23 protein-coding genes are annotated in these 24,794 nt (G+C 41.1%); 4 read left to right on the plus strand and 19 right to left on the minus strand.

Translation table 11 applies throughout. The annotated features are described in order from the left end of the window. Positions 1-87: 87 nt before the first annotated feature. From H7R46_RS18020 to H7R46_RS18050, 7 genes are all read right to left on the minus strand, one after another. Positions 88-1,449 (minus strand): MFS transporter, encoded by a 1,362-nt coding sequence (locus H7R46_RS18020; RefSeq protein WP_002118019.1) that lies wholly within the window; start codon positions 1,447-1,449, stop codon positions 88-90. 120 nt (positions 1,450-1,569) lie between these two features. After that, the gene (locus H7R46_RS18025) at positions 1,570-2,595 is read right to left on the minus strand and encodes an enoyl-CoA hydratase/isomerase family protein (RefSeq protein ID WP_086260854.1); all 1,026 of its coding nucleotides are present in this window, start codon (positions 2,593-2,595) and stop codon (positions 1,570-1,572) included. A gap of 12 nt (positions 2,596-2,607) precedes the next feature. Further along, entirely contained in the window at positions 2,608-3,381 is a 774-nt protein-coding gene (locus tag H7R46_RS18030; RefSeq protein WP_086260853.1) for an enoyl-CoA hydratase, read from the minus strand. A gap of 21 nt (positions 3,382-3,402) precedes the next feature. After that, positions 3,403-4,530 carry an acyl-CoA dehydrogenase family protein gene (locus H7R46_RS18035; protein WP_086260852.1) on the minus strand — a complete coding sequence of 376 codons (1,128 nt, stop codon included), beginning with the start codon at positions 4,528-4,530 and terminating at the stop codon, positions 3,403-3,405. Positions 4,531-4,541: 11 nt separating this feature from the next. Next, the gene (locus H7R46_RS18040; RefSeq protein ID WP_086260851.1) at positions 4,542-6,191 is read right to left on the minus strand and encodes an AMP-binding protein; all 1,650 of its coding nucleotides are present in this window, start codon (positions 6,189-6,191) and stop codon (positions 4,542-4,544) included. A gap of 77 nt (positions 6,192-6,268) precedes the next feature. Then, positions 6,269-7,159 carry a 3-hydroxyisobutyrate dehydrogenase gene (gene mmsB, locus H7R46_RS18045; protein ID WP_057077404.1) on the minus strand — a complete coding sequence of 297 codons (891 nt, stop codon included), beginning with the start codon at positions 7,157-7,159 and terminating at the stop codon, positions 6,269-6,271. A gap of 11 nt (positions 7,160-7,170) precedes the next feature. Then, positions 7,171-8,688: a CoA-acylating methylmalonate-semialdehyde dehydrogenase gene (locus H7R46_RS18050; RefSeq protein ID WP_057077405.1), complete on the minus strand. Its 1,518-nt coding sequence runs from the start codon at positions 8,686-8,688 to the stop codon at positions 7,171-7,173. A gap of 165 nt (positions 8,689-8,853) precedes the next feature. Between H7R46_RS18050 and H7R46_RS18055 the strand changes: the two genes are divergently transcribed. Then, positions 8,854-9,735, plus strand: a complete 882-nt coding sequence (locus tag H7R46_RS18055; protein WP_002118070.1) for a LysR family transcriptional regulator — start codon at positions 8,854-8,856, stop codon at positions 9,733-9,735. 61 nt (positions 9,736-9,796) lie between these two features. On the opposite strand, the gene H7R46_RS18060 is transcribed toward H7R46_RS18055, so the two are convergent. The 5 genes from H7R46_RS18060 to H7R46_RS18080 all read right to left on the minus strand — a co-directional run bounded on the left by H7R46_RS18060 (position 9,797) and on the right by H7R46_RS18080 (position 15,958). After that, the gene (locus H7R46_RS18060; protein WP_032063564.1) at positions 9,797-11,227 is read right to left on the minus strand and encodes an amino acid permease; all 1,431 of its coding nucleotides are present in this window, start codon (positions 11,225-11,227) and stop codon (positions 9,797-9,799) included. A 370-nt stretch (positions 11,228-11,597) separates the two neighbouring features. Beyond that, complete coding sequence (locus tag H7R46_RS18065) at positions 11,598-13,037, minus strand: amino acid permease (RefSeq protein ID WP_002118023.1); 1,440 nt, start codon at positions 13,035-13,037, stop codon at positions 11,598-11,600. Between the two features lie 161 nt (positions 13,038-13,198). Next, positions 13,199-13,558 carry a RidA family protein gene (locus H7R46_RS18070; protein WP_000071347.1) on the minus strand — a complete coding sequence of 120 codons (360 nt, stop codon included), beginning with the start codon at positions 13,556-13,558 and terminating at the stop codon, positions 13,199-13,201. A gap of 10 nt (positions 13,559-13,568) precedes the next feature. Beyond that, entirely contained in the window at positions 13,569-14,672 is a 1,104-nt protein-coding gene (alr, locus tag H7R46_RS18075) for an alanine racemase (protein ID WP_086260850.1), read from the minus strand. Between the two features lie 20 nt (positions 14,673-14,692). Next, positions 14,693-15,958 (minus strand): D-amino acid dehydrogenase, encoded by a 1,266-nt coding sequence (locus tag H7R46_RS18080; protein WP_086260849.1) that lies wholly within the window; start codon positions 15,956-15,958, stop codon positions 14,693-14,695. Between the two features lie 136 nt (positions 15,959-16,094). On the opposite strand from H7R46_RS18080, the gene H7R46_RS18085 reads away from it, so the two are divergent. Next, positions 16,095-16,562: an Lrp/AsnC ligand binding domain-containing protein gene (locus H7R46_RS18085; protein WP_005804788.1), complete on the plus strand. Its 468-nt coding sequence runs from the start codon at positions 16,095-16,097 to the stop codon at positions 16,560-16,562. 41 nt (positions 16,563-16,603) lie between these two features. Here the strand turns inward: H7R46_RS18085 and H7R46_RS18090 are convergent, their stop codons facing one another. Then, positions 16,604-17,749 carry a DUF1624 domain-containing protein gene (locus tag H7R46_RS18090; protein ID WP_086260848.1) on the minus strand — a complete coding sequence of 382 codons (1,146 nt, stop codon included), beginning with the start codon at positions 17,747-17,749 and terminating at the stop codon, positions 16,604-16,606. A gap of 75 nt (positions 17,750-17,824) precedes the next feature. On the opposite strand from H7R46_RS18090, the gene H7R46_RS18095 reads away from it, so the two are divergent. After that, the gene (locus H7R46_RS18095; RefSeq protein ID WP_213034484.1) at positions 17,825-19,915 is read left to right on the plus strand and encodes a TonB-dependent receptor; all 2,091 of its coding nucleotides are present in this window, start codon (positions 17,825-17,827) and stop codon (positions 19,913-19,915) included. Between the two features lie 45 nt (positions 19,916-19,960). On the opposite strand, the gene H7R46_RS18100 is transcribed toward H7R46_RS18095, so the two are convergent. The 5 genes from H7R46_RS18100 to H7R46_RS18120 all read right to left on the minus strand — a co-directional run bounded on the left by H7R46_RS18100 (position 19,961) and on the right by H7R46_RS18120 (position 22,933). Beyond that, a complete protein-coding gene (locus H7R46_RS18100) occupies positions 19,961-20,338 on the minus strand; it encodes a nuclear transport factor 2 family protein (RefSeq protein WP_086260846.1) in 378 nt (125 codons plus the stop codon). Between the two features lie 28 nt (positions 20,339-20,366). After that, complete coding sequence (locus H7R46_RS18105; protein ID WP_017399750.1) at positions 20,367-20,744, minus strand: ribonuclease E inhibitor RraB; 378 nt, start codon at positions 20,742-20,744, stop codon at positions 20,367-20,369. 126 nt (positions 20,745-20,870) lie between these two features. After that, on the minus strand, positions 20,871-21,536 hold the full coding sequence (locus H7R46_RS18110; RefSeq protein ID WP_068550909.1) for an RluA family pseudouridine synthase: 666 nt from the start codon (positions 21,534-21,536) through the stop codon (positions 20,871-20,873). Between the two features lie 111 nt (positions 21,537-21,647). Then, entirely contained in the window at positions 21,648-22,349 is a 702-nt protein-coding gene (locus H7R46_RS18115; RefSeq protein WP_139841321.1) for a DUF1003 domain-containing protein, read from the minus strand. A gap of 80 nt (positions 22,350-22,429) precedes the next feature. Further along, entirely contained in the window at positions 22,430-22,933 is a 504-nt protein-coding gene (locus tag H7R46_RS18120; protein ID WP_086260844.1) for a DUF2867 domain-containing protein, read from the minus strand. Positions 22,934-23,543: 610 nt separating this feature from the next. Between H7R46_RS18120 and H7R46_RS18125 the strand changes: the two genes are divergently transcribed. Beyond that, positions 23,544-24,245 (plus strand): SDR family NAD(P)-dependent oxidoreductase, encoded by a 702-nt coding sequence (locus tag H7R46_RS18125; protein WP_086260843.1) that lies wholly within the window; start codon positions 23,544-23,546, stop codon positions 24,243-24,245. Between the two features lie 85 nt (positions 24,246-24,330). Here H7R46_RS18125 and H7R46_RS18130 read toward each other — a convergent pair whose 3' ends face one another. Then, a complete protein-coding gene (locus H7R46_RS18130; protein WP_000739925.1) occupies positions 24,331-24,789 on the minus strand; it encodes a hypothetical protein in 459 nt (152 codons plus the stop codon). Between the last annotated feature and the right edge of the window lie 5 nt (positions 24,790-24,794).

A 24,794-nucleotide genomic window follows, 5' to 3' on the forward strand; every position in this document is an offset into this window, starting at 1 on the left:
CAACAGCTATATATCGTCATTATCTTAATTTTAAGCTTACCTCAATAAAGGCCTAAGAAAAACTTAGGCCTTTATTCTCCAAATAGCTCAAGAATGATCTGAAGCATTCGTATTAAGATTTAAATTTTTAGGGTTTGTATGATGCGTATCTACTACAAAGCTTTTATCACAAGGCATAAATGACGTCGATATAATTGCGACTACAGCCATACTTCCAATATAAAGCATAATTAGATATGGATTACCCTGCCCGACACTCAACAATTTAGTAGCAATCATCGGTGCCAAACCACCACCTAATACACCAGCCAACTGTACCGAAATCGAGATTCCGCTATATCGAATTTCTGCCGGAAATTGACGGGCAAAAAGCTGAGCTTGTGGTGCGTACATAATTGGGAACACAACGCCAATTGCTAAAACAATTGCTGTCCACACTAATACTGGATCTTTTGTATTGAGCATGGTAAAAAATGGATAGCAGTAAAGCGCCAGTATGCATAGGCCAAACATAAACATATTGCGTTGGCCGACTTTATCTGACAAATGTCCACATAACGGCGTCATAAATAAAATCACGGCTGCGCCGCAAATGGTGGCAAATAAAATGTCTTGGCGTGGAATTCCAAGTTGTGCAGTGGTATAAGCCAATGTAAATGTTGAGGCAATATAGAACCATGCATTCTCAGCTGCGCGAGCCAAAATAATGGTGATGAGTTGCTTTGGATGGTTTTTAAAAACCTGTAAAGCAGGAACTTTGACTTCTTCAGACTGTTGTTTTACTTTTTCGAAATCTGGTGACTCTGGCACTTTTACTCGAATATACCAACCTACTGCCAGTAAAATAATACTGGCAAGAAATGGTAAACGCCAACCCCAGCTAAACAGTGCTTCTTCAGGTAATAACGACACCAGACCCAACGCGATTGAGGCTAGCATTAAGCCACCACCTGTACTGGCTTGAGGCAAACTTCCCCAGAACCCTTTACCGCCTTCGGGAGCATGTTCAACGGCCATCAGTACAGCACCGCCCCATTCACCGCCCATTGCCATACCTTGAATGAATCGCAAGACAACCAAACCAATCGCGGCCCAATATCCAATTGATTCATAAGTCGGTAATAAGCCAATCAGTACGGTTGGGATCCCCATGAGCATCAAGGTCAGTAGCAACATCGATTTACGGCCAATCTTGTCACCAAAATGACCAAAGACTAAGCCGCCTAATGGTCTTCCAATAAATCCAACGGCATAGGTTGCGAATGCGGCAAGCACGCCGGTAAGTGCGTCTAGATTTGGGAAAAATAGCTTATTAAAAATGAGCGCTGCTGCCGCACCGTAAATAAAAAAGTCATACCACTCAATGGTGGTGCCGACCATGCTAGAGATACCTGCTAATCGATGTGACGACTTTTTAGTATTTGAACCGTTTCCATGTATTGATTGCATCGTAATATCCTTTTTAGATTTTCTTGTTTTATCTTTTTTATGCTTATGACCAACCCTGACCATAAGCATTTTCAGGTCTCGCTTTTTCTCCTTAAGCTTTTTATATTTTTGTAATTCGGTTTAGCTCAATTTTTCTAAAATTGGCTCAAATTTCGAATTACGTTCTTGCCACTGTGGTTGTTTGTCTTTATCGACAATGAGAGCGCGGACACCTTCAATAAAGTCACCGTGCTCAAACCAGATATCCTGTAAATCACGTTCAAGCTGCATGCACTGAGGTAAAGAGAGCCCTCGACCTAAATGTTGCAGTTTTAAACTGGTTTGCTTGGCAATAAATGAGCGTTGCTGCAGAATGCTGAGCATCTTGTTTGCCCAAGTCTTTAAGCTTTCATCTTGTTCATTTTCAAGACTTTGCTCGATTTCATCTAAATGCTGATATCCGAAGTGTTTACGGATACCTTCCGCCAATTGTTTGAGTTCACTTTCGGCAGGGCGAGTAATAAATCGGGTAATGATGCGTTCAATTCCCTCTTTGCTTAAACTTGGCGCGTCAACGAGAGCATCTTGCAAAGCTTGTAACTGCTCGCTTGGCACATGGTAGTCAATTAAATCGAGGTAAAGCGCATCACTACTGCTGATCTGCTCACCCGTAATGGCCATATAAACACCAATATCATCAAGGCGAGAAAGGAAATGAGTTGCACCAACATCTGGGAAAAAGCCAATCGCTGTTTCAGGCATGGCAAATCTGGATTTTTCACTGCTCACCACAATGTGGCAAGCCTGAGCCAAGCCAAAACCACCACCTAATACATAGCCATCAAGCACAACAATGATTGGCTTTTCATATTCACGCAGTATATTTAGCATTTTATATTCGGCACTAAAGTAGCCCTTGTAATCGGCCGTGCCATTTTTATAACTGTCATAGAGATAGCGAATATCTCCACCTGCACAGAAGGCTTTTGGGCTATTTGACTTAATTAACACTGCCTGAACAGCAGCATCATTTCGCCATAGTTCCAATTGGGCACCAATACTTTTAATCATATCTAGCGATAATGCATTGAGATGAGTCACACGGTCTAAGGTAATCATGCCCAACTTACCTTGTTGCTCAATCATTAAGTGATTTTCTGTATTCATTTTATTGATCTCTTACTGATTTTTAAAATTTGGTTTTCGTTTTTCAACGAACGCCTGCATTCCTTCTTTTTGGTCAAATGTTGCAAATATTGAATGGAACATACGTCTTTCAAAACGTAAGCCTTCAGTGAGGTTCACCTCAAAAGCGCGGTTAATGGTTTCTTTAAGCATCATGTTTGCAGTTAAAGAGCGTGCTGCGATTTTTTCAGCGGCTTGCAAGGTTTGTTCAAGTAATTGTTCTTTAGTAAACACACGTGCAACCAAACCACTTTGCTCTGCTTCTACAGCACCCATTTGACGAGCGGTAAGGCACATTTCCATTGCTTTGGCTTTACCAATCGCATGGGTTAAGCGTTGTGTGCCACCAATACCCGGAATCACCCCTAAAGTGATTTCGGGTAAACCAAACTTGGCGTTATCAGCACAATAAATAAAATCACACATCAGCGCCAACTCACAGCCACCACCCAATGCATAGCCACTCACCGCTGCAATTAGAGGTTTACGGCGCTGTGCAATACGGTCTGCAAGATGAAAAAAGTCATCTAAATAAATATCAGGAAATGCCAAATCAGCCATTTCTTTAATGTCAGCTCCTGCGGCAAAAGCTTTTTCTGAGCCTGTCAATACGATGCAGCCAATTTCACGATCTTTTTCGAGCTGATCTAATGCCTGATTAATTTCACTAATTAATTCACTGTTTAAGGCATTGAGCGCTTGAGGGCGATTTAATGTAATCAGTCCAACCCCATTACGCTTTTCTAATAAAATACTTTGCCACTGCATTACTTATTCCTTGTTCTGATTTTATAGACTACGTGCAATCACTAAACGCTGGATATCACTCGTACCTTCGTAAATTTGACAAATACGCGCATCACGATAAATACGTTCAATTGGGAAATCTCTGAGATAGCCATAGCCACCAAACACTTGTAGCGCACTCGAGCACACACGCTCAGTCATTTCTGAAGCAAATAACTTAGCCATTGAAGCTTCGTTGAGACACGGTTGACCTGCTTCTTTTAAACGCGCAGCGTAGTGAACCAGTTGTCTCGCTGCTTCAATTTCAGTTGCCATACTAGCAAGGCGAAACGCGATGGTTTGATGCTCAAAAATTGGTTTTCCAAAAGTAATACGCTCTTTGGCATAGCGAGTTGCTTCTTCGAGTGCCGCACGTGCTAGACCGACTGCTTGCGCCGCAATACCAATACGGCCACCTTCTAAATTGGCAAGAGCGATTTTCAGGCCTTCGCCTTCTTTACCCAGCATTAAGCTTTTATGGATGCGCACATCGGTCAGAGCAATCTGGCAGGTATCTGAAGCATGCAGACCCAGTTTTTCTTCAACACGAATCACTTCATAGCCCGGTGTTTCGCGTGGGACTAAAAAGGCACTAATACCTTTTTTGCCCGCGCTCGGATCGGTCACGGCAAACACAATAATGACACCTGCATTATCACCAGAGGTAATAAACTGCTTTGCACCATTTAAAACATAATCGTCGCCATCTTTCACTGCTCGGGTTTTTATGGCTCCCGCATCTGAGCCAGTATGTGGTTCAGTTAAGGCGAAAGCGCCGATCATTTCACCTTGCGCCAAAGGTTTTAAAAAGCGCTCTTTTTGCTCGTCAGTACCAAATTTTAAAATAGGCACACAGCCAACCGAGTTATGTACGCTCATGATGGTTGAGGTTGCGCCATCTGCTGCCGCAACTTCTTCAAGAGCCAGTACATATGCCAAGTTACCCGTGTCAGAACCACCCCATTGCTCTGGAACAAGCATTCCCATAAAACCGAGTTGCCCCATTTGAGCCAAGGTTTCTTTCGGGAATGTCCCGTCTCGATCCCAATCGCTAGCATGAGGCTTAATTTGTTCTTGGGCGAAACTTTTCGCCATATCACGAATGAGTAATTGTTCTTCGGTAAATTGCATTATTATTTCCTTTACCCTGCTTTAGCTTGTTGTTTAGCAATTTCTTGATTACGCAATAAAAAGCGCTGAATTTTGCCACTTGGAGTTTTAGGTAATTCACTCACAAATTCAACTAAACGTGGGTAAGCATGTGCAGAAAGTCGTCTTTTAACAAACTGGCTGAGTTGTTCAGCAAGTGTATCGGAAGGTTGAGCATCCGCAGCTAAAATTACGAATGCCTTAACCACTTCGGTACGGTCCGGATCAGGCACACCAATCACTGCTGCTTCAATCACAGCATCGTGTTCGAGTAGTGCGCTTTCTACATCGAAAGGCCCAATACGATAGCCCGATGTAGTGATTACATCATCACTACGACCAACAAAGCTCATGCTGCCATCGGCATGAAGCTCAGCAGTGTCGCCAGTTAAATAGTAATGACCAACGAAAGGCGATTTTCGGCTTTCTTTATAGCCGCCGAACCACATCATTGGAGACTGACTAATGTCGACTGCTAAAATTCCCGGTGTATCTGGCGGAAGTTCTTCACCTTGTTCATTGACAATAGCAACGCGATAGCCCGGACTTGCGAAACCTGCTGAACCAGCATGAATTTCATGTTTCAAGCCATGATGATTACACACCACCATGCCCACTTCAGTTTGCCCATAGTGGTCATAAATCGGAGCATCAAGCACTTGTTTAAACCAGCGTATTACTTCTGGATTCAGTGGTTCACCGGCACTGCTCACTACACGGAACTGCCCTTTTAACGGCGCCATTTGTGCTGGATCAGCCGCCATCATCATACGGTAAGCCGTTGGTGCACCTGCCAAGTTGTTAACTTTATAATCTTTCACAATTTGGCATAGGCTATCTGTGCTGAAACCACCTTCATAGAACAAAGTAGCGTGACCCAAGAATAACGGCCCAGTAATCGCGTAGTAGAGTCCATACGCCCAACCCGGATCAGCAATATTCCAGAATGAATCTTCTTCGGTTAAACCAATGGCATCTTGCATATATCGACCAAAGGCAATTAGTGCTTTTAATGGCACTTCCAATGGTTTAGCTGGACCTGTAGTGCCTGAAGTAAACATCAATAAGAAAGTATCTTGGATACTACGCATAACCAGATCGCATTGATCGGACTGCTGTTTTACTTCATTCCAAAAGTTAAAATCACCTGCTTTAAGCGGAGTACCTTGTGCATCGGCCACCGTCACAATTGCAGGGCAATTTTCAATTTCATCAAGCTTGCTACGGTTGCCCGTATCGGTCACCACCAGCTTACTTTGTGCAAGCTGAATACGGTGCTCAATCGCTTTTGGGCCAAATGCAGTAAATAGTGGTTGATAGACAGCACCAATTCGCCAAGCTGCAAAAATAGTCACGATCAATTCGGGTGTTCTTGGTAATAGACCTGAAATACGGTCGCCAGCTTTTACACCTTGTGATTTTAGAAAGTTGGCAAACTGACTTGACCACTCTTTTAATTCACGGAAGGTATATTGCTCTTTTCGTCCATCTTTTCCTTGCCAATACAGTGCAATTTTGTCGCCATCTGCGTGTCGATCACAGCATTCATAACAAGCATTTAAGGCATCAAGTGAACCTGATAACATCTGTTTTGCAGTGCTTTCCAAATCGAAAGTCTGTGCAGCATTTTGATAATCCATCATATCTTTTCCCTCAGTCCGGATTTGTTGTTATTCACGACAGGGTTTAATGTGTTTAAAGCCATCCTTTGGCTTTACCGTTATGCCTCTTGTGGCAGGTATTGCTGAATAATGCTCGAAAAGTCGAGATTGGCATTACCACGCATGCACATTTGCTGATACAGCTGTTGCACCATGCCACCTAATACGACTGGCTGTTTGACTTGGCCTGCCGCTTCTACTGCAAGACCCAAATCTTTTAGCATCAGCTGAGTTGCAAAGCCATCTTGGTAACCTCGAGATGCTGGCGCATTTTCATTAATATGTGGCCATGGGTTACATACATCCGAACTCCAACAACGACCGCTTGAAGTGTTAATGACGCCTGCCAATGCTTGTGGGTCAATACCTAGCTTCACACCCAGCGCCATACCTTCGGCAACAGCAGCCATTGAAATACCCAAAATCAGGTTATTGCAGATTTTGGCAATTTGACCTGCACCGACATCACCACAATGAACTATGTTTTTGCCCATGTGGCTAAGCACAGGTTTTACTTCGTTAAAGGTTTGATCATCGGCACCCACCATAAAGGTTAAGGTTCCTGCTTGAGCACCAATGGTTCCACCAGAGACGGGTGAATCACAGATTTTAATATTTTTACTATGCGCAACAGCAGCAATGTCTTTAATGGTTTGTGGGTCAATGGTACTGCTATCAATGCATAAGCTACCTGCTTTTAGCACTTCTAAAACACCATTTTCACCCAAGTAAACTTCTTTAACATGCTTGGCCGCAGGCAACATGCTAATGACCACATCAGCTTGTTTTGCTGCTGCCTGCGGGCTGTCGCAGACCACACCACCTGCCTCGGCAAAGTGCTGAATCGCAACTTCACTGAGGTCATATCCATAAACATTGAGTCCGGCTTTAAGTAGGTTATGAGCCATTCTGCCGCCCATATTGCCTAGACCGATAAAGGCGATATTCATCCGTGATCCCCTTAACGTAAACTAATTGTTGTATTTACACCGCCAACTTCATGGCTATCTTCAAACCAGCGACTGGTAATAGTTTTAGTTTGAGTGTAGAACTGCACAGCCTGTTTGCCGTATGGTCCCAAATCACCCAGTTTTGAACCTCTTGAACCCGTAAAGCTAAAGAAAGGCACTGGCACAGGAATTGGAATATTGATACCGACTTGACCAATATCAATGAGGTTTTGGAAAGTACGTGCAATCGCACCGCTTTGGGTAAATAGACCTACACCGTTACCAAATGGGTTGGCGTTGATAAGCGCAATCGCTTCATCAAGGGTATCTACACAAATAATTGAAAGAACTGGACCAAAGATTTCTTCTTTATAAATACGCATGTCGGTATTTACGCCACTAAAAATCGTTGCCCCCACGAAGTTACCTGACTCATAACCTTGTACTTGAACATCGCGACCATCGAGTAGCAACTCTGCCCCTTGCTCAACACCGCTATTAATTAAATCAAGCACACGCGCTTTAGCACGTTTTGAAATGACTGGGCCAATGTCAGTATTTGGCTCATGGCCTGCGTTTACTTTTAAGGTTTTCGCTTTTTCGACTAGCTCTTGAATCCACTTTTTGCTGTCACCCACCATCACTGCAACCGACAATGCCATACAACGTTGCCCTGCTGCACCAAACGCTGCGCCGACTAGAGCATTTAAGGTTTGTTCTTTATTGGCATCAGGCATGACCACAACATGATTTTTTGCACCCATCATCGACTGGACGCGTTTACCATGTTGGCCTGCAAGGTTATAAACATGTGTTCCAACTGCAGTTGAACCTACAAATGAAATCGCTTTAATGTCTTTATGTGTGCACAAACGGTCAACCACTTCTTTGCCACCATGCACAACGTTAAGTACACCTGCTGGAACACCTGCTTGAATCGCAAGCTCAACCAGCATCATGGTTGATAACGGGTCTTGTTCTGATGGTTTTAAAACAAATGTATTGCCACACACGATTGCCATTGGGAACATCCAAAGTGGAATCATGGCTGGGAAATTAAACGGCGTAATACCTGCACAAACACCCAAAGGTTGCTGCAATGTGTAAGTGTCTACACCACGTGCAACACCTTCAACATATTCACCCATTTGCAAAGTGCCGACCGAACAGGCATGTTCAACCACTTCTAGACCACGTTGAATATCGCCTTCAGCGTCTGCCAAGGTTTTACCTTGTTCAGCCGTTAGTACTTGCGCAATTTCTTTCATGTTGGCACGGATTAAGTCTTGTAACTTGAGCATGATGCGCATACGTGCCTGAATTGGAGTCTGACGCCAAGAAGCAAAAGCATCTTGTGCAGCTTGAATAGCAGCGTCAACTTCTTTAACCGTTGCAAATGGTACACGACCAATCACTTCCTGAGTCGCAGGGTTAATAATGTCTTGCCATTCCTCTGTTTCAGATTCGATAAAATTTCCGTTAATGAGTAATTTAGCGGTTTCCAATTCGATTTTTTGGATTGTGTTCATAACCTCTCCGTAGGCCATATTTTTATTGTGTTCAATTATTAGAAAATACTTATCTATGTATTTTCTTTATTCCAGTTTCAATTGAGACTAGCAAAGAAAACTTTGACCACCAACGGAAATTCATGCACGATTGTTGTGCAAATATGCACAAGGATGACAACAAAAATGAAAGTGGATTGGGATCATCTACATTTTTTTCTGGTTTTAGCTCGGACTAAAACCTTGACCAATGCTGCACGTATTATTGGTGTCGAGCACAGTACGGTGGCTAGACGGATTCAGGCCCTAGAACTTGCTTTGGGTACAACGCTGTTTAAGCGTGAAGCGACGGGTTATGAGCTGACACTCGAAGGAATGGCACTGGTTCCTCGAGTTGAGCAAATGGAACAAGCTTTCTTACAAATTGAAAAACCACATCAACCTTTGCAAGGTCGTGTGCGAATTGGCACACCTGAAGGCTTTGGTACTGCGTTTTTAGCTCGCTTACTGGCTGAGTTCTCGATTCAATACCCACTACTCACCATCGACTTAATTCCAGTGCCAAAAATGATTAAGCTTTCACACCGTGAGGCAGATATTGTGGTGTCAATTGATCGTCCTACGTCTGGCCCTTACATCATTACGCGATTATCAGATTATTGTTTAAAAATTTATGGTAGCAAAAACTATCTGGCCCAAAACCCGCCTATTCGAGCCTTAGAAGATTTAACCCAACATCGATTTGTGAACTATATTGATGATCTGGTGTATAGCCCCGAGTTGTACTGTTTAGAACGACTCCCTTTAAAACTGAATGCTAACTTCCGTAGCAGCAGTATTTTGGCCCAGCAAATTGCGGTGAGTGCTGGCGCAGGACTTGCGATTTTGCCCAAGTTTTTGGCAGATGATAAACCGGAACTTGAAGAGGTGCTAGAGCAACAAGTTCGCTTTACCCATACGTTTTGGATGCTGACTTTTGTTGATTTACAACATGAACCGCGCATTAAATTGGTTTGGGATTATCTACGCAAACAAGCCGATAAATATCAACATTTGTTGATTGATTAAAGAACCTAAATAAAAAAGCCAATCATGATCGATTGGCTTTTTTAAAATCATTTATAGTTCATCAAACAAGTTCTTGGTCTAATTTTTTGATGCGTGGCTTATAGAACACAAAATACGTCACGCTTAAAACCACCAACCATAGTGGACTCACGTATACCGCTTTTAATGTATCTGGCTCGAGTGCCAAAATCACCAAAGTGAACAGGAAAAATGCAATGACAACATACGCCATCAACACCCCACCCGGCATTTTAAAGGTCGATTTAGCATGTAACTCTGGACTTAACTTACGGTAACGTAAATAGCATGCCATGATCAGAAGCCATACACTAATAAAGAGAATCACACAGAGTGAACTTGCCAAAGTAAATGCTTCCATCGTGTTTGGAACAAAGTACTGAAGCACTGCCCCACCCATAATGAAAATACATGAGAAGATTAAACCATTTGAAGGTACGGCACGTTTTGATAAACGCCCCAATGCACTCGGTGCCTGTCCATCTTTTGATAAACCGAACAGCATCCGACTGGTTGAAAACACACCGCTGTTCATTGAAGACATCACTGAAGACAGTACGACCAAGTTCATGATGATGGCTGAAACAGGAATACCTGCATTTAAGAACAACTCAACAAATGGACTTTTATCTGCACGAATGTGATCCCAAGGTGTTACTGACATCACCACAAAGAGTGCCAACACATAGAAAAGGATAATACGTACAGGAATCGCGTTAATTGCCTTCGGTAAATTCTTCTCTGGATCTTTCGTTTCAGCAGCAGTTGTACCAATCAATTCAACACCAATGAAAGCAAACACGGCAATCTGGAAACCTGCCAAAAATCCGCTTACGCCTTTTGGAAATATGCCGCCATGCGACCACACATTACTTACACTCACAACCTCACCATGCGGAGCTTGAAAATGAGTGAGGAGCATGTAACCACCGACTCCAATCAGGCCAATAATGGCCAAAATCTTAATGAGTGCGAACCAGAATTCAACTTCACCAAATAGCTTAACGGTAAGAAGGTTAAGCCCTAAAATGAATAGTACACAGCCTGAACTAATCATGGCTTGTTGCATGGGTGAGAAACTGGCGCCTTCGGGCAGCCAGAAACTTAAATAGTTAATGACCGCAGACAAATCAGCAATACCGACCAGTACCCAGCCTAACCAATAGGTCCAGCCGATATAGTAGCCAGCCCATGGTCCAATCAAATCATAAGCCATATCGACAAATGATTTGTAATGTAAGTTGGCAAGCAGTAGTTCACCCAATGCACGCATCAGAAAAAAGAACATGCCACCAATTATCATGTAGATAATGAGGATTGAAGGACCTGCGAGGGAGATGGTTTTGCCCGAGCCCATAAATAAGCCGGTTCCAATTGCACCGCCAATTGCAATCATTTGTAGATGGCGATTATTTAATTTCCGTTGTAAATGATCAGGGGAGCTTGCCTCATCAGAATGATGAACCATTGTCATATTAGAAGTCCTTTTTATATTTTGCTTAACTTAAATCAGCAACCTATAGGGAGAAAAACGAACCGTATATCGTGGGTTGCTGAGTCTATACCTCAGGACAAGATGTTCAAGTATATTTTTTCCTTAATTGATAAATCGTTTGTCCTGATTTTTTTAAGTCACATTATTTATGTACTGCCTTCACGGCAATTTTAATTAATCAATCTGGGTTTCCAGATTAGCCGAAGTGTAGCATGTGATCCTGCTATATGTACTTTTTCAATACTCTCCAAACTGCTCTATTGATCCAAAAATAAACAATATTATTCCGATAAAAAATCTAATAAAAATAAAAAAAGCCAATCATGATTGATTGGCTTTTTAATAAAACTTAATGATCGTTGACGAGTTCACGTCCTAGTTTTTTCATGCGTGGTTTATAGAGCACATGATAGGTAACACCTAAAATGACCAGCCATACTGGACTGACATATAGAGCTTTCAATGTATCTGGCTCTAATGCCAAGATGACTAAAGTGAAAAGCATAAATGCCAAAACAACATAACTCATCCAAACGCCACCTGGCATTTTGAATGTTGATTTTTCATGTAATTCAGGACGTAATTTACGGTAGCGTAAATAGCACACCATGATAAGACTCCAGACACTAATGAATAGAATCACACAAAGTGAACTTGCCAAAGTAAATGCTTCCATCGTGTTTGGAACAAAGTACTGAAGCACCGCTCCGCCCATAATGAAAGTACAAGAGAAAATCAAACCATTTGAAGGGACTGCGCGTTTTGATAAACGACCAAATGCACCCGGTGCCTGACCATCTTTTGATAATCCAAACAACATACGACTGGTTGAAAACACACCGCTGTTCATTGAAGACATCACCGAAGAAAGTACAACTAAGTTCATGATGATGGCTGAAACCGGAATACCCGCATTTAAGAACAACTCAACAAACGGACTTTTGTCTGCACGAATGTGATCCCACGGTGTTACCGACATCACAATAAACAGTGCCAATACATAGAACAAAATAATACGTACTGGAATCGCGTTAATTGCTTTCGGTAAGTTCTTTTGTGGGTCCTTCGTTTCAGCAGCCGTTGTACCTACAAGTTCCACCCCGACAAAAGCAAATACAGCAATCTGGAATCCTGCCAAGAAGCCTTCTGTACCTTTCGGGAATAAACCGCCATGCGACCAGACATTACTGATACTTGCAACAGCGCCTTGCGGAGCTTGGAAATGGCTGAAAATCATGTAGCCACCCACTCCGATCAGACCAATAATCGCTAAGATCTTAATCAGCGCAAACCAGAATTCGATTTCACCAAATAGGCGTACTGTCAGTAGATTAAGGCCCATCACAAACAACACACAACCTGCACTAATCATGGCTTGCTGTATTGGTGAGAAACTTGCACCGTCAGGTAGCCAGAAACCTAAATAGTTAATGACTGCTGAAAGGTCCGCAATACCCACCAGCACCCAACCTAACCAATAAGTCCAGCCCAAATAATAACCAGCCCAAGGACCAATCAGGTCATGAGCCATATCAACAAAAGATTTGTAATGCAGATTTGCAAGGAGCAACTCGCCCATTGCACGCATTAAGAAAAAGAACATTCCTCCAATAATCATATAGATCAAAAGGATTGAAGGACCTGCGAGGGAGATAGTTTTGCCCGAACCCATAAATAGGCCGGTTCCAATTGCACCGCCAATAGCAATCAGTTGTAAATGACGGTTAGACAGTTTTCGTTGCAGATGATCAGGAGAATTTTCCGTATCTGAATGACGAGCCGTTGTCATATTAAAATTCCTTTTTGAATTCCTTTGTTAAGATCAGCAACCTACGGCGAAAATTGAACCGTATGCCATAGGTCACTGAATCTGTTCACCAAAAATGACTGGTTAAACCGTATCTATCTTCCTTCTGTTAGATACATCATCATTTTTGGAGTAAAAACGAATTACTTTTGTGCTGCCGTCACGGCAATTTCAATTAACCAATCTGGATTGACCAAATCGGCCTGAATTGTGGCACGCGATGGAGCAACACACCCTTTTAACCAGTCAACCCAAATTGCATTTACGGTTGAAAAGTCAGAAAGATTTTTCAAATAGAGCTGTGCAGAGAGCAAGCGAGATTTGTCGGTATTGGCTAATGCCAAAAGTTCATCAATCGTTGCAAGAATTTCACGAGTTTGGCCTGCCACGTCTTGCTCGGTATTTTTAGGCACCTGACCTGATAGATAAACCACTTTGTTAAAAACAGTCACGGCACTCATGACTTCGTTAGTATTGATCTTTTGTATATCTGAATTCGACATTCGGATTTCCTTATACCTGATTAATAAATTGAACACGGGCGGTGACAGCACACATCAGTTCATAGCCCACCGTACCGGAAGAAACTGCGACATCATCAATAGGTAAAACAACACCTGTACTTGATTGGCCCCAGAGCACCACTTCGCTACCAACTTTGGCATTTTCAATGCCCGTTAAATCGACTGCCAACATATCCATACTGACACGACCAATTGTGCGAGTGCGGACTGAGTCCACTAAAACAGGCGTACCTGTTGGTGAAATACGTTGATAACCATCAGCATAGCCGCAAGCAACAATCCCAATCGTCATGGGCTGCTCTGCGACAAAGTTTGAGCCATAACCTACGCTTTCATTCGGCTCTAAATACTGAACGGAAATAATTTCACTGCGTAAGCTCATGGTGGGTTGCAAGCCCCAATCAGCAATACTATGCGTCGGGTAGTCTGGCGAGCTGCCATAGAGCATAATGCCGCTACGGGCATAATCTGATTTGAGCTGGTCTTGATAACGCAGAATTGCCGCACTATTACTTACCGATCTTTCACCCGGTAAATCTTTAATAATTTCTTCAAATGCAGTAATTTGATAATCAATGCCCTGCTGTCCGAAACGATCGCCATCTGCATCTGAAAAATGCATCATGTGCGTAATCTTGGACACATTTGCCAAGTTATTTAAACGTTCCCAAGCCTGAACATAGTGTTGTGGTTTAAAACCAAGACGGTTCATACCACTGTTCATTTTTAGGCAAACATCAAATTGAGCAGGATAAGGATGTTTTTGAACCCACTCTATTTGCGCTTCACTATGAATAGTGAAACTGAGTTGATATTGCACACAATCAAATAAATCTTGAGGAGAGAAAATTCCTTCGAGCAATAAAATTGGACCTGTCCAACCTAAAGCACGAATGCGTTTTGCTTCATCAAGATCAAGTAAGGCAAAGCCATCTGCTGCTTTAAACGCTTCATAAACACGTTCAATTCCGTGTCCATAAGCATTGGCTTTTACAACGGCAAAGACCTTACTGTTTGGCATAGCCTTGCGTACCACCGCCAAGTTGTTTTGTAAGGCTTGACGGTGGATGACTGCGGTAATAGGACGAGGCATGATTACTTTCCTAACGTCCGTTATGCAGCATGCGCGTGTGAATAACGCTGAATTGAAAGGCCATCGGTACTGATATCAGTCTTGTGATTCAATACGATGTCACTGATTAATTTTCCTGAACCACACGCCATCGTCCAGCCTAGAGTACCGTGACCTGTATTCAAGAACAGATTTTTAAAGCGAGTTGCGCCAATAATCGGTGTACTGTCTGGTGTCATTGGACGTAAACCCGTCCAGAAAGATGCCTGTGCCATATCGCCGCCCGGGAACAAGTCCTGAGTAACCATTTGCAAGGTTGCACGGCGGTCTTCGTTCAGACCTAAATTGAAACCGCTTAACTCTGCCATTCCACCTACGCGAATACGTTGGTCAAAACGAGTAATCGCAATTTTGTAGGTTTCATCAAGCACTGTAGATTGTGGAGCAAAAGCAGGGTCAATAATAGGAATCGTCAACGAATAACCTTTGACAGGATATACAGGTAACTGTAGATCGAGTGGTTTCAAGAAATCACGTGAATAACTACCAAACGCTAGAACATATCGATCTGCGGTTAAGACCTTACCATTGACCTGAACGCCCTTAATTTCATCGCCTTCAACAATCAATTTTTCTACGTTCTGGTTAAACTGGAAGTTAACACCCAACTCTTTAGCAATTTGAGCTAAAGCATTGGTAAATAAATAACAGTCACCTGTTTCATCATTTGGTAAATGTAAACCACCAACCAGTTTATCTTGTGCATTTGCCAAAGCTGGCTCTACACGACCAAGCTCATTGCCATTTAATAATTCGTAACTTACGCCGCATTCTTGTAGCACACTAATGTCGCGTTGAACCGCTTCCATTTGCGCTTCTTTACGGAATAACTGCAACGTGCCTTTTGCACGGTTTTCGTAATTAATGCCTGTATCTTTTCTAAGTTCACGTAAGCAATCACGGCTGTATTCAGCCACACGCATCATACGTTCTTTGTTCACAGCATAACTTTGTGGATTACAGTTTTTTAGCATTTGCGCCATCCACTGTAACTGCCACATGCTGCCATCTAAATTAATCGCAAGCGGTGCGTGATGTTGGAACATCCACTTCACAGCTTTAAAAGGGATTCCTGGTGCTGCCCAAGGGGTCGAATACCCTGGCGAAATTTGACCTGCATTACCAAAGCTTGTTTCTTCAGCAGGACCTGACTGACGGTCAAGAACAGTGACCTCAGCTCCTTGTTGAGCTAGATAATAGGCACTTGCCACTCCAATAACGCCGCTACCTAAAACAATTACGCGCATTTCCATTCCCTCACGCACACCAGTTTATTTAACTAGTATATTTCTGCTTCAATAGTTTATTTCACTGTTTTTCAGGCTATAATCTAGGTAAATTTATGTTTTTCTCGCGAGAATTTAAAAAAAAGAGGAAATATCTATGCGCCCCTTAGATCGTATAGATCGCATGATTCTGGACATTTTGCAGCGTGAAGGACGAATTGCGATTAGTGAATTGGCATCGAGAGTTAACCTGTCGACCACCCCCTGTTCGGAGCGTGTAAAACGCCTTGAACGCGATGGCATTATCATGGGTTATTACGCACGGCTAAACCCAGCCTTTGTGGACCGTAACCTGCTGGTCTTTTTAGAAATTAAGTTATCTGCCAAATCTGGCGATGTGTTTGATCAGGTAGCCAGAGACTTAGTCGAAATTCCTGAAGTGCTTGAATGTCACCTTATTTCAGGCGAATTTGACTACCTCGTAAAAGCGCGTTTAAAAGAAATGAGTGCATATCGCCGCTTATTAGGGGATCTGCTAAAGAAACTCCCCGCTTCGGCATCGTCACACAGTTATGTGGTCATGGAAGAAGTGAAAGAAACTTTATATTTAGATGTAAGCAAGTAAAGCGAAGCTCCATTGAACTCGCTTTACTCACGTTTTAAAAATTAGAAATATTTTAAAATCGAAATATGTTTGTTTTGATGTTTGAACTTCGAGAACCATTTAACCGCTGGGTAGAGTGCAAAAGACAACACAATCGTGATTAACCATAGCATCCACACATGATTGACCGACAAATAGTTTCCGTAGTTAGCTCCCCACACACTGAGTGCAAACACATACATGAGTTTCAACACATATAAATGCAGTAAGTAAAAGAACATAGGCACCGAGCCAAACACCACCAAGGGTTTTAGGAATGAATATTGCTGCATACGCTCAAAAGCCACCAGCACAATCAAGCCAATTCCAACATTCAGCAAAATAAATAATAAAGACGGTGGATACTTAGTGAGGTTAAAAAAGCTCATAAGGCTAAGTTGTAATGACTCAAAATGTTGCCACGGCTGGTCGCCATAGACATTGATAAAACGCAGTAAAACAAACAATCCAATACTTACTAAACCAAGGCTAAGTAAAGTGCGGCTTCTTTGCTTTGCTGAATATTTTGAACTAAAGAACTGACCTAGCGCATAGCCCAATAAAATCACGCCAATCCAAGGTAAAACTGGATAGCTTGTGCGAAGCTTAATACCCGCAAATTCAATCCAGCCACGTTCATGTAAAACGAACCATATATTCTGTAGGATGCCTTGTGAGAAATGTACTGAATCTAATAAATTGTGCCCAAAAATAATAACCAAACCTGCGCCCGCAAGAACAGGCAAAGGCAAACTTACACAGCACGCTAGCACCACCATGCTAATACCAATCGCCCAGATCACCTGTAAATAAATGACTTCGGGTGGAAAAGTTGCTGTCCATGCAAAGTTCACCAGCGTGAGCTCTAGTGCAATCAAAAATAAGCCGCGCTTTAATAAAAAAGCACGTGTTTGCTGTAAATCTTGTTTTTTTGATTGAAATAAAAATGCAGAAATACCCGTTAAAAGTACAAAAACTGGAGCGCAAATATGGGCCAATAATCGACTGCCAAATAAAGCGGGTTCTGTTACTGTTACGTCCATTGGATCGGTAACCTGTTTATGTAAATAGAAAGTTTCTCTTACATGGTCGAGCAACATAATAATGATGACCAGACCGCGTAAAGCATCAATCGACTGTAAACGTTCAATATTTTTTTCTATAGACATAGCGGTAATCAACAAAATAATGTAACGTTATACTATTACATTTAATTCCTTTTGTCTTTTTATGGCTGATTATTTATGCGACACAAATTAGGATTGCTGTCTTCGTTAGGTCTATCATTTATATCGACACTCACTTGGGGAGAGGACACGTCAACGGTACTAGAAACCATACGTGTTCAGGCCGAAAGCACCCGAGAAGATGTGAGCCAAAATAGCTCGGCAACTAAATTTACTCACGATGTTTTAGATGTCCCTTTTAACCGTGCTTATCTTTCTAAACAAATAATGGAACAACAAGACGTTCAACGGATTGATGATGCATTAACTTTAGTGAGCGGAGTTTTTCATCAAAACAATTATGGGGGCGGCTTTTGGGATAACTACTCTTTCCGAGGTTTTAGTGGCGACCCAAATTTAGGTGCCTCTATGATTCGAAACGGTCTGAGTGTTAACCGAGGAATTAGTGCTCCAAAAGATGTAGTAAATATTGAATCTTTAGAGTTTTTAAAAGGACCAATGGCGGCGCTATATGGCCGCGGCGAAACAGGAGGTTTACTTAACCTCAATAGTAAAAAACCACAATGGGAAAGTGAAAGTGAACTTAACCTACGTGCCAATACCCAAGAACAATATCGAATCAGTCTGGAACATACTGCGCCTATAAATGATGAACTGGCCTATCGTGTAGCAGTGGCTCACGAAGATAATCAAAGCTTTCGTGATCATGTCAGTAGTCAACGTTGGTTCTTTTCACCACAGCTCACATGGAAAATTTCAGACCAAACGCAACTCGACTTTGATAGTGAATTTACTGAGCACAAAGGAACCTTTGACCGTGGTGTAAGTACAGTCAATCATGAGTTTGTGATGGACCCGAAAACATTTACAGGTGAACCTGACGATGGCGATTTGAAAATAAAAGATTACTTTTACCAATTACGTCTTAGTCACGAGTTTAACCCTGACTGGAAACTAAACAGTGCAGTCAGCTATAAAGACGCCAGAATGGTCGGCTTTGCAACTGAACCACGACGTATGCAAGCCGATAGTCGTACTTTAGAGCGTCAACGTCGCTATCGTGACTATACAAGTGAAGATGTTCTGGCTCAGACAGAGTTACTTGGCAAGGTTAATACGTCTTGGGGACGTCATGAAATTTTACTTTCAACCGAGCTTGGTCAACTCGACTATAAGCAAAACCAGCTTCGTCGCAATCACAGCACAAGCTCAACAAACACAATTGATATCTACCAACCTGAATACGGCAAATATTTACCTAGCTTAGATCCATTTACCAACACCAAAGAGCGCCAACGCTATTTTGCACTCAATATTCAAGATCAGATCTTTTTCAATGACCAATGGAGTGTACTATTTGGCAACCGTTTTGATCAGGTCGAACAAGACTTTAAAAACCATATAAAACAAACCGAAAATAATCAGACGCTTCACCAAAATAGTCCGCGTTTTGGAGTAAATTTTAAAGCCTCTGACCAATGGGCGTTTTATACCAATTATGGCCGCTCATTTGCCATGAATAGTGGTATGAACCGAAATGGCCAGACTTTTGCTCCTGAAAAAGGCGAAAGCTACGAGGTCGGCACCAAATATAAAATGAATGACCAAAGTGTGCTTAGTCTCGCTTTGTTTAAAATGAAAAAGCAGAATGTACTGACGACAGATCCAATCGACAGTAACTTTCAAACCGCAGCAGGTGAAGTGAGCAGTAAAGGAATTGAGTTTGACTTAAATAGCCAGATCACTGACCGTTGGTTCATCAATGCCAACTATAGCTATACCGATGCTCAAATTGAAAAAGACCAAGACTTGGCAAAAGGCGCTCGTCTAAGCAATGTTCCAAAACACCAAGGCGCTGTAAGTACCAATTATGAGTTTCTACAAGAAGGTGCAAGAAAAGCAGGTGTAGGTGCCAATCTTACCTATGTCGGTGAGCGCAGTGGACATAACCTAGACAATGGCTTTAATTTACCAAGTTATACGCTGGTCAATTTAAATGGTTACTATGCCCCTTCAGACCGCTTACGCTATCAGCTCAATGTAAATAACCTGTTTGATAAAACCTACTATGTCTCAAGCTATAGCGATTTATGGGTTCAACCAGGTGAGCCACTAAATGCTTCAATCTCGGCACAGTGGAAGTTTTAATTTATCTATAAAATAAAAAAAGCCCGAAAACTTTCGGGCTTTTCATTAGAACATACCATTTTCATTGACGAGTGGGTCGGGCTGTACTTGGCCAATATCCCAAAACTCAGCAATTTTACCCTTTTCAAAACGGCAAATATGAACCACAGCCAAGGTGGTTAACCCATTCATTTGCATTTCAAGTTTTGAATGCACAGCAACCAAATCACCCTCTTCAATAACATGTTGAACATCAAAGACTTTGTTGGGAGTTTCAATTGCACTTTCACGCATCCCTTCCTTCAAAGAAGTCGCATCACCCGCATAATAAGGGTTGTGATGCTTGAAGTTCGGCGCGGTGTAATTGCTGTAAGCTTCATCGACTTCACCAGCTGCAGCTAACTCTAAAAACCGTACAGCAACTTGTTTTTGAGATAAGTTCATGATTATCTCCTACTCTTTATTTTAGACCTTACTGCAATAGGTCATCTTCTTCGTCTTCCTCGAAGACATAGGCCATACAGCCCCATCCATCATATTCGCCCTGAAATTTCTCAGCGATGCTGGCAAACCATTGTTCCAAGTCAACAATATCTGAGTACTCAGGTTCCATATTGACAAAGATGGTAATCACCCATTCATTTGGCTCAACAGAGTCATCTTGAAAAAGTGAAACTTTTTGTTCTTGGTAAAGCAAATAGAGTGCACATTGCTCTGCATTTTTCTGATCTTGAAAAGCGATAGAAAATTCAATTTCATGCAGCTCGGTTAAATCATCCCCATCTTCAGCCATTTGCCAAAGTACGTTGCCGTTATCGTCATCTGGAAATTGTTCGTAGTCACGAGTCATAAAGTGATCCTTGTTGTTGTCGCAGTATTAATATTATTCGACATCAAGAATACCCGACTTTTATTGCAATTTGGGTATATATTCCGTTCCCAATTGCATCAAATTAATTTTTTAAGTGTATAAAATTTAGAAAGGCACTTGCGACTCAATCACCACATCCGTTCCATTTAATGGATGCTGAAAAGCCAAATATGCGGCATGTAAGGCCATGCGGTTTAAGTGAAAACGTTTAGGTTCAGGATGATATAACTTGTCCCCCATAATCGGATGACCAATGTGCATCATGTGCACACGTAACTGATGCGAACGTCCTGTGACTGGTTCAAGTAACACTCGGCTTTGATCTGTTTTTTCATCATAAACCAAGGGCTGAAACAAGGTTTTGGCGTGTTTACCTAATTCAAAATGTACAATTTGTCTTGGGCGATTTTCCCAGTCGGTAATGAGCGGAACTTCAACACTACCCTCTTCTGCGACTTGACCTTGCACCAAAGCAATATAATGTTTTTTGACTGTTCTGGCCTGAAACATTTTACTTACAGCAACTTCTGCATCACGATGCTTGGCAAACATAAGTAAGCCCGACGTCGCCATATCTAAACGATGCGTCACTTTAGCCAAAGGGAACTTTTCTAGCACCCTTAAATAAGCACTGTCATGATGCTCAGGTAAACGGCCCATGACCGACAACAAACCCGCAGGTTTATCAACCACAATTAAATCGTCATCTTCAAATAAAATTGAAAGAGGATCTTGTGGTGGAGCGTAAACAAAGTTGTCGTTTAAAGGCATGGTCGTAGAAACAGCAATGGAGCATGGCGGCAAATCATAAAGAAATTTCAGACCTACCGCAAAACAATCTATAACGCTCTACTCATGTTCCACGTGAAACTCGAAAAATTTTTATCGTTTTTTATTCATTTCAGCTAAAAGATCGAGCTGAATTTCTTGAATATGCGCAAGTCTTTCCCACTGATGGGATAAAAGATGGTCCATTTTTTCATGCAAATGGCGAATCTCAAGTTCGGCTTTTAAATTAATTTGATAATCATGTTGAGAACGTAAACGGTCTTTTGCTTCTTGGCGGTTTTGACTCATCATAATAATAGGCGCCTGAATTGCAGCTAAACATGACAATACTAGATTAAGCAAAATAAAGGGATAAGGGTCGACGGGACGGACCACCATCACAACCGTGTTTAGAATAATCCAACCTGTCAAGAATAGAGTAAAGCAAATGAGAAAAGCCCAGCTACCACCAAATGTCGCAATCTTATCTGCTAACTTTTCTCCAAATGTCCAATTCTGATCAAAGTCGGATTCGGTATTTCGGCTAATCAGCTCATGGCGTTGCATACTGCCGATCACTTCATTTTCTAAATTAGATAACTCACCCTTTTCCGAGCGTAATAGCGACTGCACATATTTAATTCGATAATCTGCCAGATCGGCCCGACAAATAAAACTTGAGTAATTCCAATCTGGATAGTCTTTTAAAATTTCGTCGCTAATCACATTACGGATGACTTCACCAGACACTAGATCTTTTAAGGGAAAATTTTTCCTACAAACGGCGCACTGCCGACACTGATTTTTATTTTCCATATTATTCAGCTCTTTATTATGATATTAAGATTATTATATAAACAATTTTGGCTGATCACATCGTAAATAAAAATAGTAATCTAACCTAAAATCTGTAAAGTCGCTGGTACGATTTTTCGATGGGCAGGAATTACAGGTAGCATATACAATCGCCCAAGCCAATTTTTAATATGCACTATTGTAGTTACGGTAAGCACTTGGGTATCTTCATTTTTATAAATAGATAAAGTCACATTTAAGTGCTTGTCATCATCTCCGATCACTAACTCATTTTCGGTACGCTGCAAAAAAGTAAAAATTCCAATTCGGTCGCCTGCGACATATTCATTTTCTTTTTTATGAGTATCAATCTGCTTAAAACTTCCTAAATCTTTAAGCCCAATCTTTGAAGTAATTTTATTACGCATATTCATGCTCCACTCTACCCACTGCGGAGTGTGCTGGAATAGCTTAATAAGTTGCTGAAATACATTTAGGTCGGGCTGACCAAGCACAATACTCCACGAGTCGTGGAAGTAAGCATTATTCAATTGAGATGAGATTTGACTGTCGGTAGGTAAAGCAGAAAGATAAGGCTTATTCATGAATTATATTCTTGTAAAGTATCGTTTTTATTATAGAGAATTTTTTAGGGTGTCAAGGGAAAACATCTATGGTTTACTTCAACAATCATAACTTTGTAAGTTATAACCTTGTGCCTATAAACTTTTGATCTATAGCGTCCTAAGCCGAATCGAGACCTTTTGGGTGAGTACACACTAACGTTATACGTTTTGGTGCATGCTACTCTTTTCGATCCCTATCACACCCTTGAGATATAGTTTAGCCAGCACCCTGTGGGATTGTTTTTCTAAGAAAAGCTAATTTTTAATATTTTTGGGAATTTTTACAATATTAATCCAATTTAAAAGAATTTATTCCCATTTACCCATAATTAGTTAAATTTAAATTCCATTTTATTTGTATTTTTCGGTTTATTTTACCAAGCAAAAAATTTGTAAGCCAAATTGGAAGTTCTTTCAACAGCCTATATTTAGCCGAATAACTCATGTAAAGCTGACTCCCTAATCCCCGCTTTTAAGCATTTTTATTATTTGCGTACTATTCTCAGAGATAACTTTTGCGCTTGAATACATTATAAAAACATATTATAAATTATTCCTAACCAAATGATTGGTTTTTTGGAACTTTATAATGAACAATAATATTATAATTTTTGGTTATGGAACGGGTATCTCCAAAGCTATAGCACATAAATTTGGTAAAGAAGGCTATAAAATCGGTTTAGTGGCACGAAATGCCCAAAAACTTGAAAAGGCGATTCTAGAGCTTAAAACTCAAGGTATTGAAGCTTATGCTTTTGCATGTGATTTAGCGGTTCTTGAAGATATACCAAGTCTTATCAAACGTATTAAAGATCAATTCGGAGAGATTAAAAATATTCATTGGAATGCTTTCCATGATATTGAAGGCAATCTCTTAGAAACCCCTCCACTAGAGCTCACCAAAAGCTTTCATATTCGTGTTTCGAGCTATATTGCGACGGTACAAGCTTGCTTAGGCGATTTAGAGAAGAATCACGGTAGCATTTTATCGACAAACGGAATTTTTGCTTTCGATGCGGTTGGTATCGACTTGGTTGCCAAAGAATATTCATCCTTAGCAACCACCGCTGCCGCTCAATACAAAACCACCAATTTACTTGCTCATAGTCTAGCGGACTCAAATGTTTATGTGAGCCAAGTGATTGTGAATGGTTTCGTTGATGGTACATCTGGAGCACAAGATAAGACCTACACGGTACATCCTGAAACGATTGCAGAGCAGTTCTGGTACTTACACCAGCATAAACAAGAAACTGTTTCTCTTTGTGGTGAAGCCATTCAAGCTGCTTAAACAATTTCTTATGATAGAAGAAGCGTAATCAATTACGCTTCTCTGAATTTTTAATTTTATGTTTCTATGTCACAGAAGTATTTAATTACTTTTCATACTCTGATGGATCAATTTTGTATTTTTTAAAGAGAATAGAACGTACGGAGTCATTTATACTGTCATCATATTTAATGATTAAATAAATATCCTTCTTAGTTAAGGGAATAGTTTTTAAAATATCACTTAGCTCTGTACTTCTAATAGATCGTACTTCACTTGGTTGTTTGGATATTTCAGGATCTTGCTCTTCAAAATTAAAATCTACACCTTGTAAATTAAAATAAACCATAACTCTTCTATTTAAAGAATCACTATCATCATATAAAACAGTTCCTGCTGGAAGGATTGTATATTCTGAATAATTATCACCATTTGAAGAAATTTTTAGAGGCCTCTCTAAAATATGTATCTTAGGCATTTCTCTAGAGCTCCACAGATAAAAATTTAAAACTAATTGAACTAAAAACAAAATTCCTAATATGATTATTACCAGATTTTTTTTCATATATC

Source organism: Acinetobacter sp. BEC1-S18-ESBL-01 (assembly GCF_014169935.1).
In the GTDB taxonomy this organism is placed as follows: Bacteria; Pseudomonadota; Gammaproteobacteria; order Pseudomonadales; family Moraxellaceae; genus Acinetobacter; species Acinetobacter pittii.

Excerpts from the sequence above, each read along its gene's own strand:
- H7R46_RS18095 (WP_213034484.1), top strand. The coding sequence starts at position 17,825 with ATGCGACACAAATTAGGATTGCTGTCTTCGTTAGGTCTATCATTTATA.
- H7R46_RS18020 (WP_002118019.1), bottom strand. The coding sequence starts at position 1,449 with ATGCAATCAATACATGGAAACGGTTCAAATACTAAAAAGTCGTCACAT.
- alr (WP_086260850.1), bottom strand. The coding sequence starts at position 14,672 with ATGCCTCGTCCTATTACCGCAGTCATCCACCGTCAAGCCTTACAAAAC.
- H7R46_RS18120 (WP_086260844.1), bottom strand. The coding sequence starts at position 22,933 with ATGAATAAGCCTTATCTTTCTGCTTTACCTACCGACAGTCAAATCTCA.
- H7R46_RS18055 (WP_002118070.1), top strand. The coding sequence starts at position 8,854 with ATGAAAGTGGATTGGGATCATCTACATTTTTTTCTGGTTTTAGCTCGG.
- H7R46_RS18100 (WP_086260846.1), bottom strand. The coding sequence starts at position 20,338 with ATGAACTTATCTCAAAAACAAGTTGCTGTACGGTTTTTAGAGTTAGCT.
- H7R46_RS18050 (WP_057077405.1), bottom strand. The coding sequence starts at position 8,688 with ATGAACACAATCCAAAAAATCGAATTGGAAACCGCTAAATTACTCATT.
- H7R46_RS18080 (WP_086260849.1), bottom strand. The coding sequence starts at position 15,958 with ATGCGCGTAATTGTTTTAGGTAGCGGCGTTATTGGAGTGGCAAGTGCC.
- H7R46_RS18060 (WP_032063564.1), bottom strand. The coding sequence starts at position 11,227 with ATGACAATGGTTCATCATTCTGATGAGGCAAGCTCCCCTGATCATTTA.
- H7R46_RS18105 (WP_017399750.1), bottom strand. The coding sequence starts at position 20,744 with ATGACTCGTGACTACGAACAATTTCCAGATGACGATAACGGCAACGTA.
- H7R46_RS18070 (WP_000071347.1), bottom strand. The coding sequence starts at position 13,558 with ATGTCGAATTCAGATATACAAAAGATCAATACTAACGAAGTCATGAGT.
- H7R46_RS18025 (WP_086260854.1), bottom strand. The coding sequence starts at position 2,595 with ATGAATACAGAAAATCACTTAATGATTGAGCAACAAGGTAAGTTGGGC.
- H7R46_RS18110 (WP_068550909.1), bottom strand. The coding sequence starts at position 21,536 with ATGCCTTTAAACGACAACTTTGTTTACGCTCCACCACAAGATCCTCTT.
- mmsB (WP_057077404.1), bottom strand. The coding sequence starts at position 7,159 with ATGAATATCGCCTTTATCGGTCTAGGCAATATGGGCGGCAGAATGGCT.
- H7R46_RS18040 (WP_086260851.1), bottom strand. The coding sequence starts at position 6,191 with ATGATGGATTATCAAAATGCTGCACAGACTTTCGATTTGGAAAGCACT.
- H7R46_RS18085 (WP_005804788.1), top strand. The coding sequence starts at position 16,095 with ATGCGCCCCTTAGATCGTATAGATCGCATGATTCTGGACATTTTGCAG.
- H7R46_RS18115 (WP_139841321.1), bottom strand. The coding sequence starts at position 22,349 with ATGGAAAATAAAAATCAGTGTCGGCAGTGCGCCGTTTGTAGGAAAAAT.
- H7R46_RS18125 (WP_086260843.1), top strand. The coding sequence starts at position 23,544 with ATGAACAATAATATTATAATTTTTGGTTATGGAACGGGTATCTCCAAA.
- H7R46_RS18030 (WP_086260853.1), bottom strand. The coding sequence starts at position 3,381 with ATGCAGTGGCAAAGTATTTTATTAGAAAAGCGTAATGGGGTTGGACTG.
- H7R46_RS18090 (WP_086260848.1), bottom strand. The coding sequence starts at position 17,749 with ATGTCTATAGAAAAAAATATTGAACGTTTACAGTCGATTGATGCTTTA.
- H7R46_RS18065 (WP_002118023.1), bottom strand. The coding sequence starts at position 13,037 with ATGACAACGGCTCGTCATTCAGATACGGAAAATTCTCCTGATCATCTG.
- H7R46_RS18035 (WP_086260852.1), bottom strand. The coding sequence starts at position 4,530 with ATGCAATTTACCGAAGAACAATTACTCATTCGTGATATGGCGAAAAGT.
- H7R46_RS18130 (WP_000739925.1), bottom strand. The coding sequence starts at position 24,789 with ATGAAAAAAAATCTGGTAATAATCATATTAGGAATTTTGTTTTTAGTT.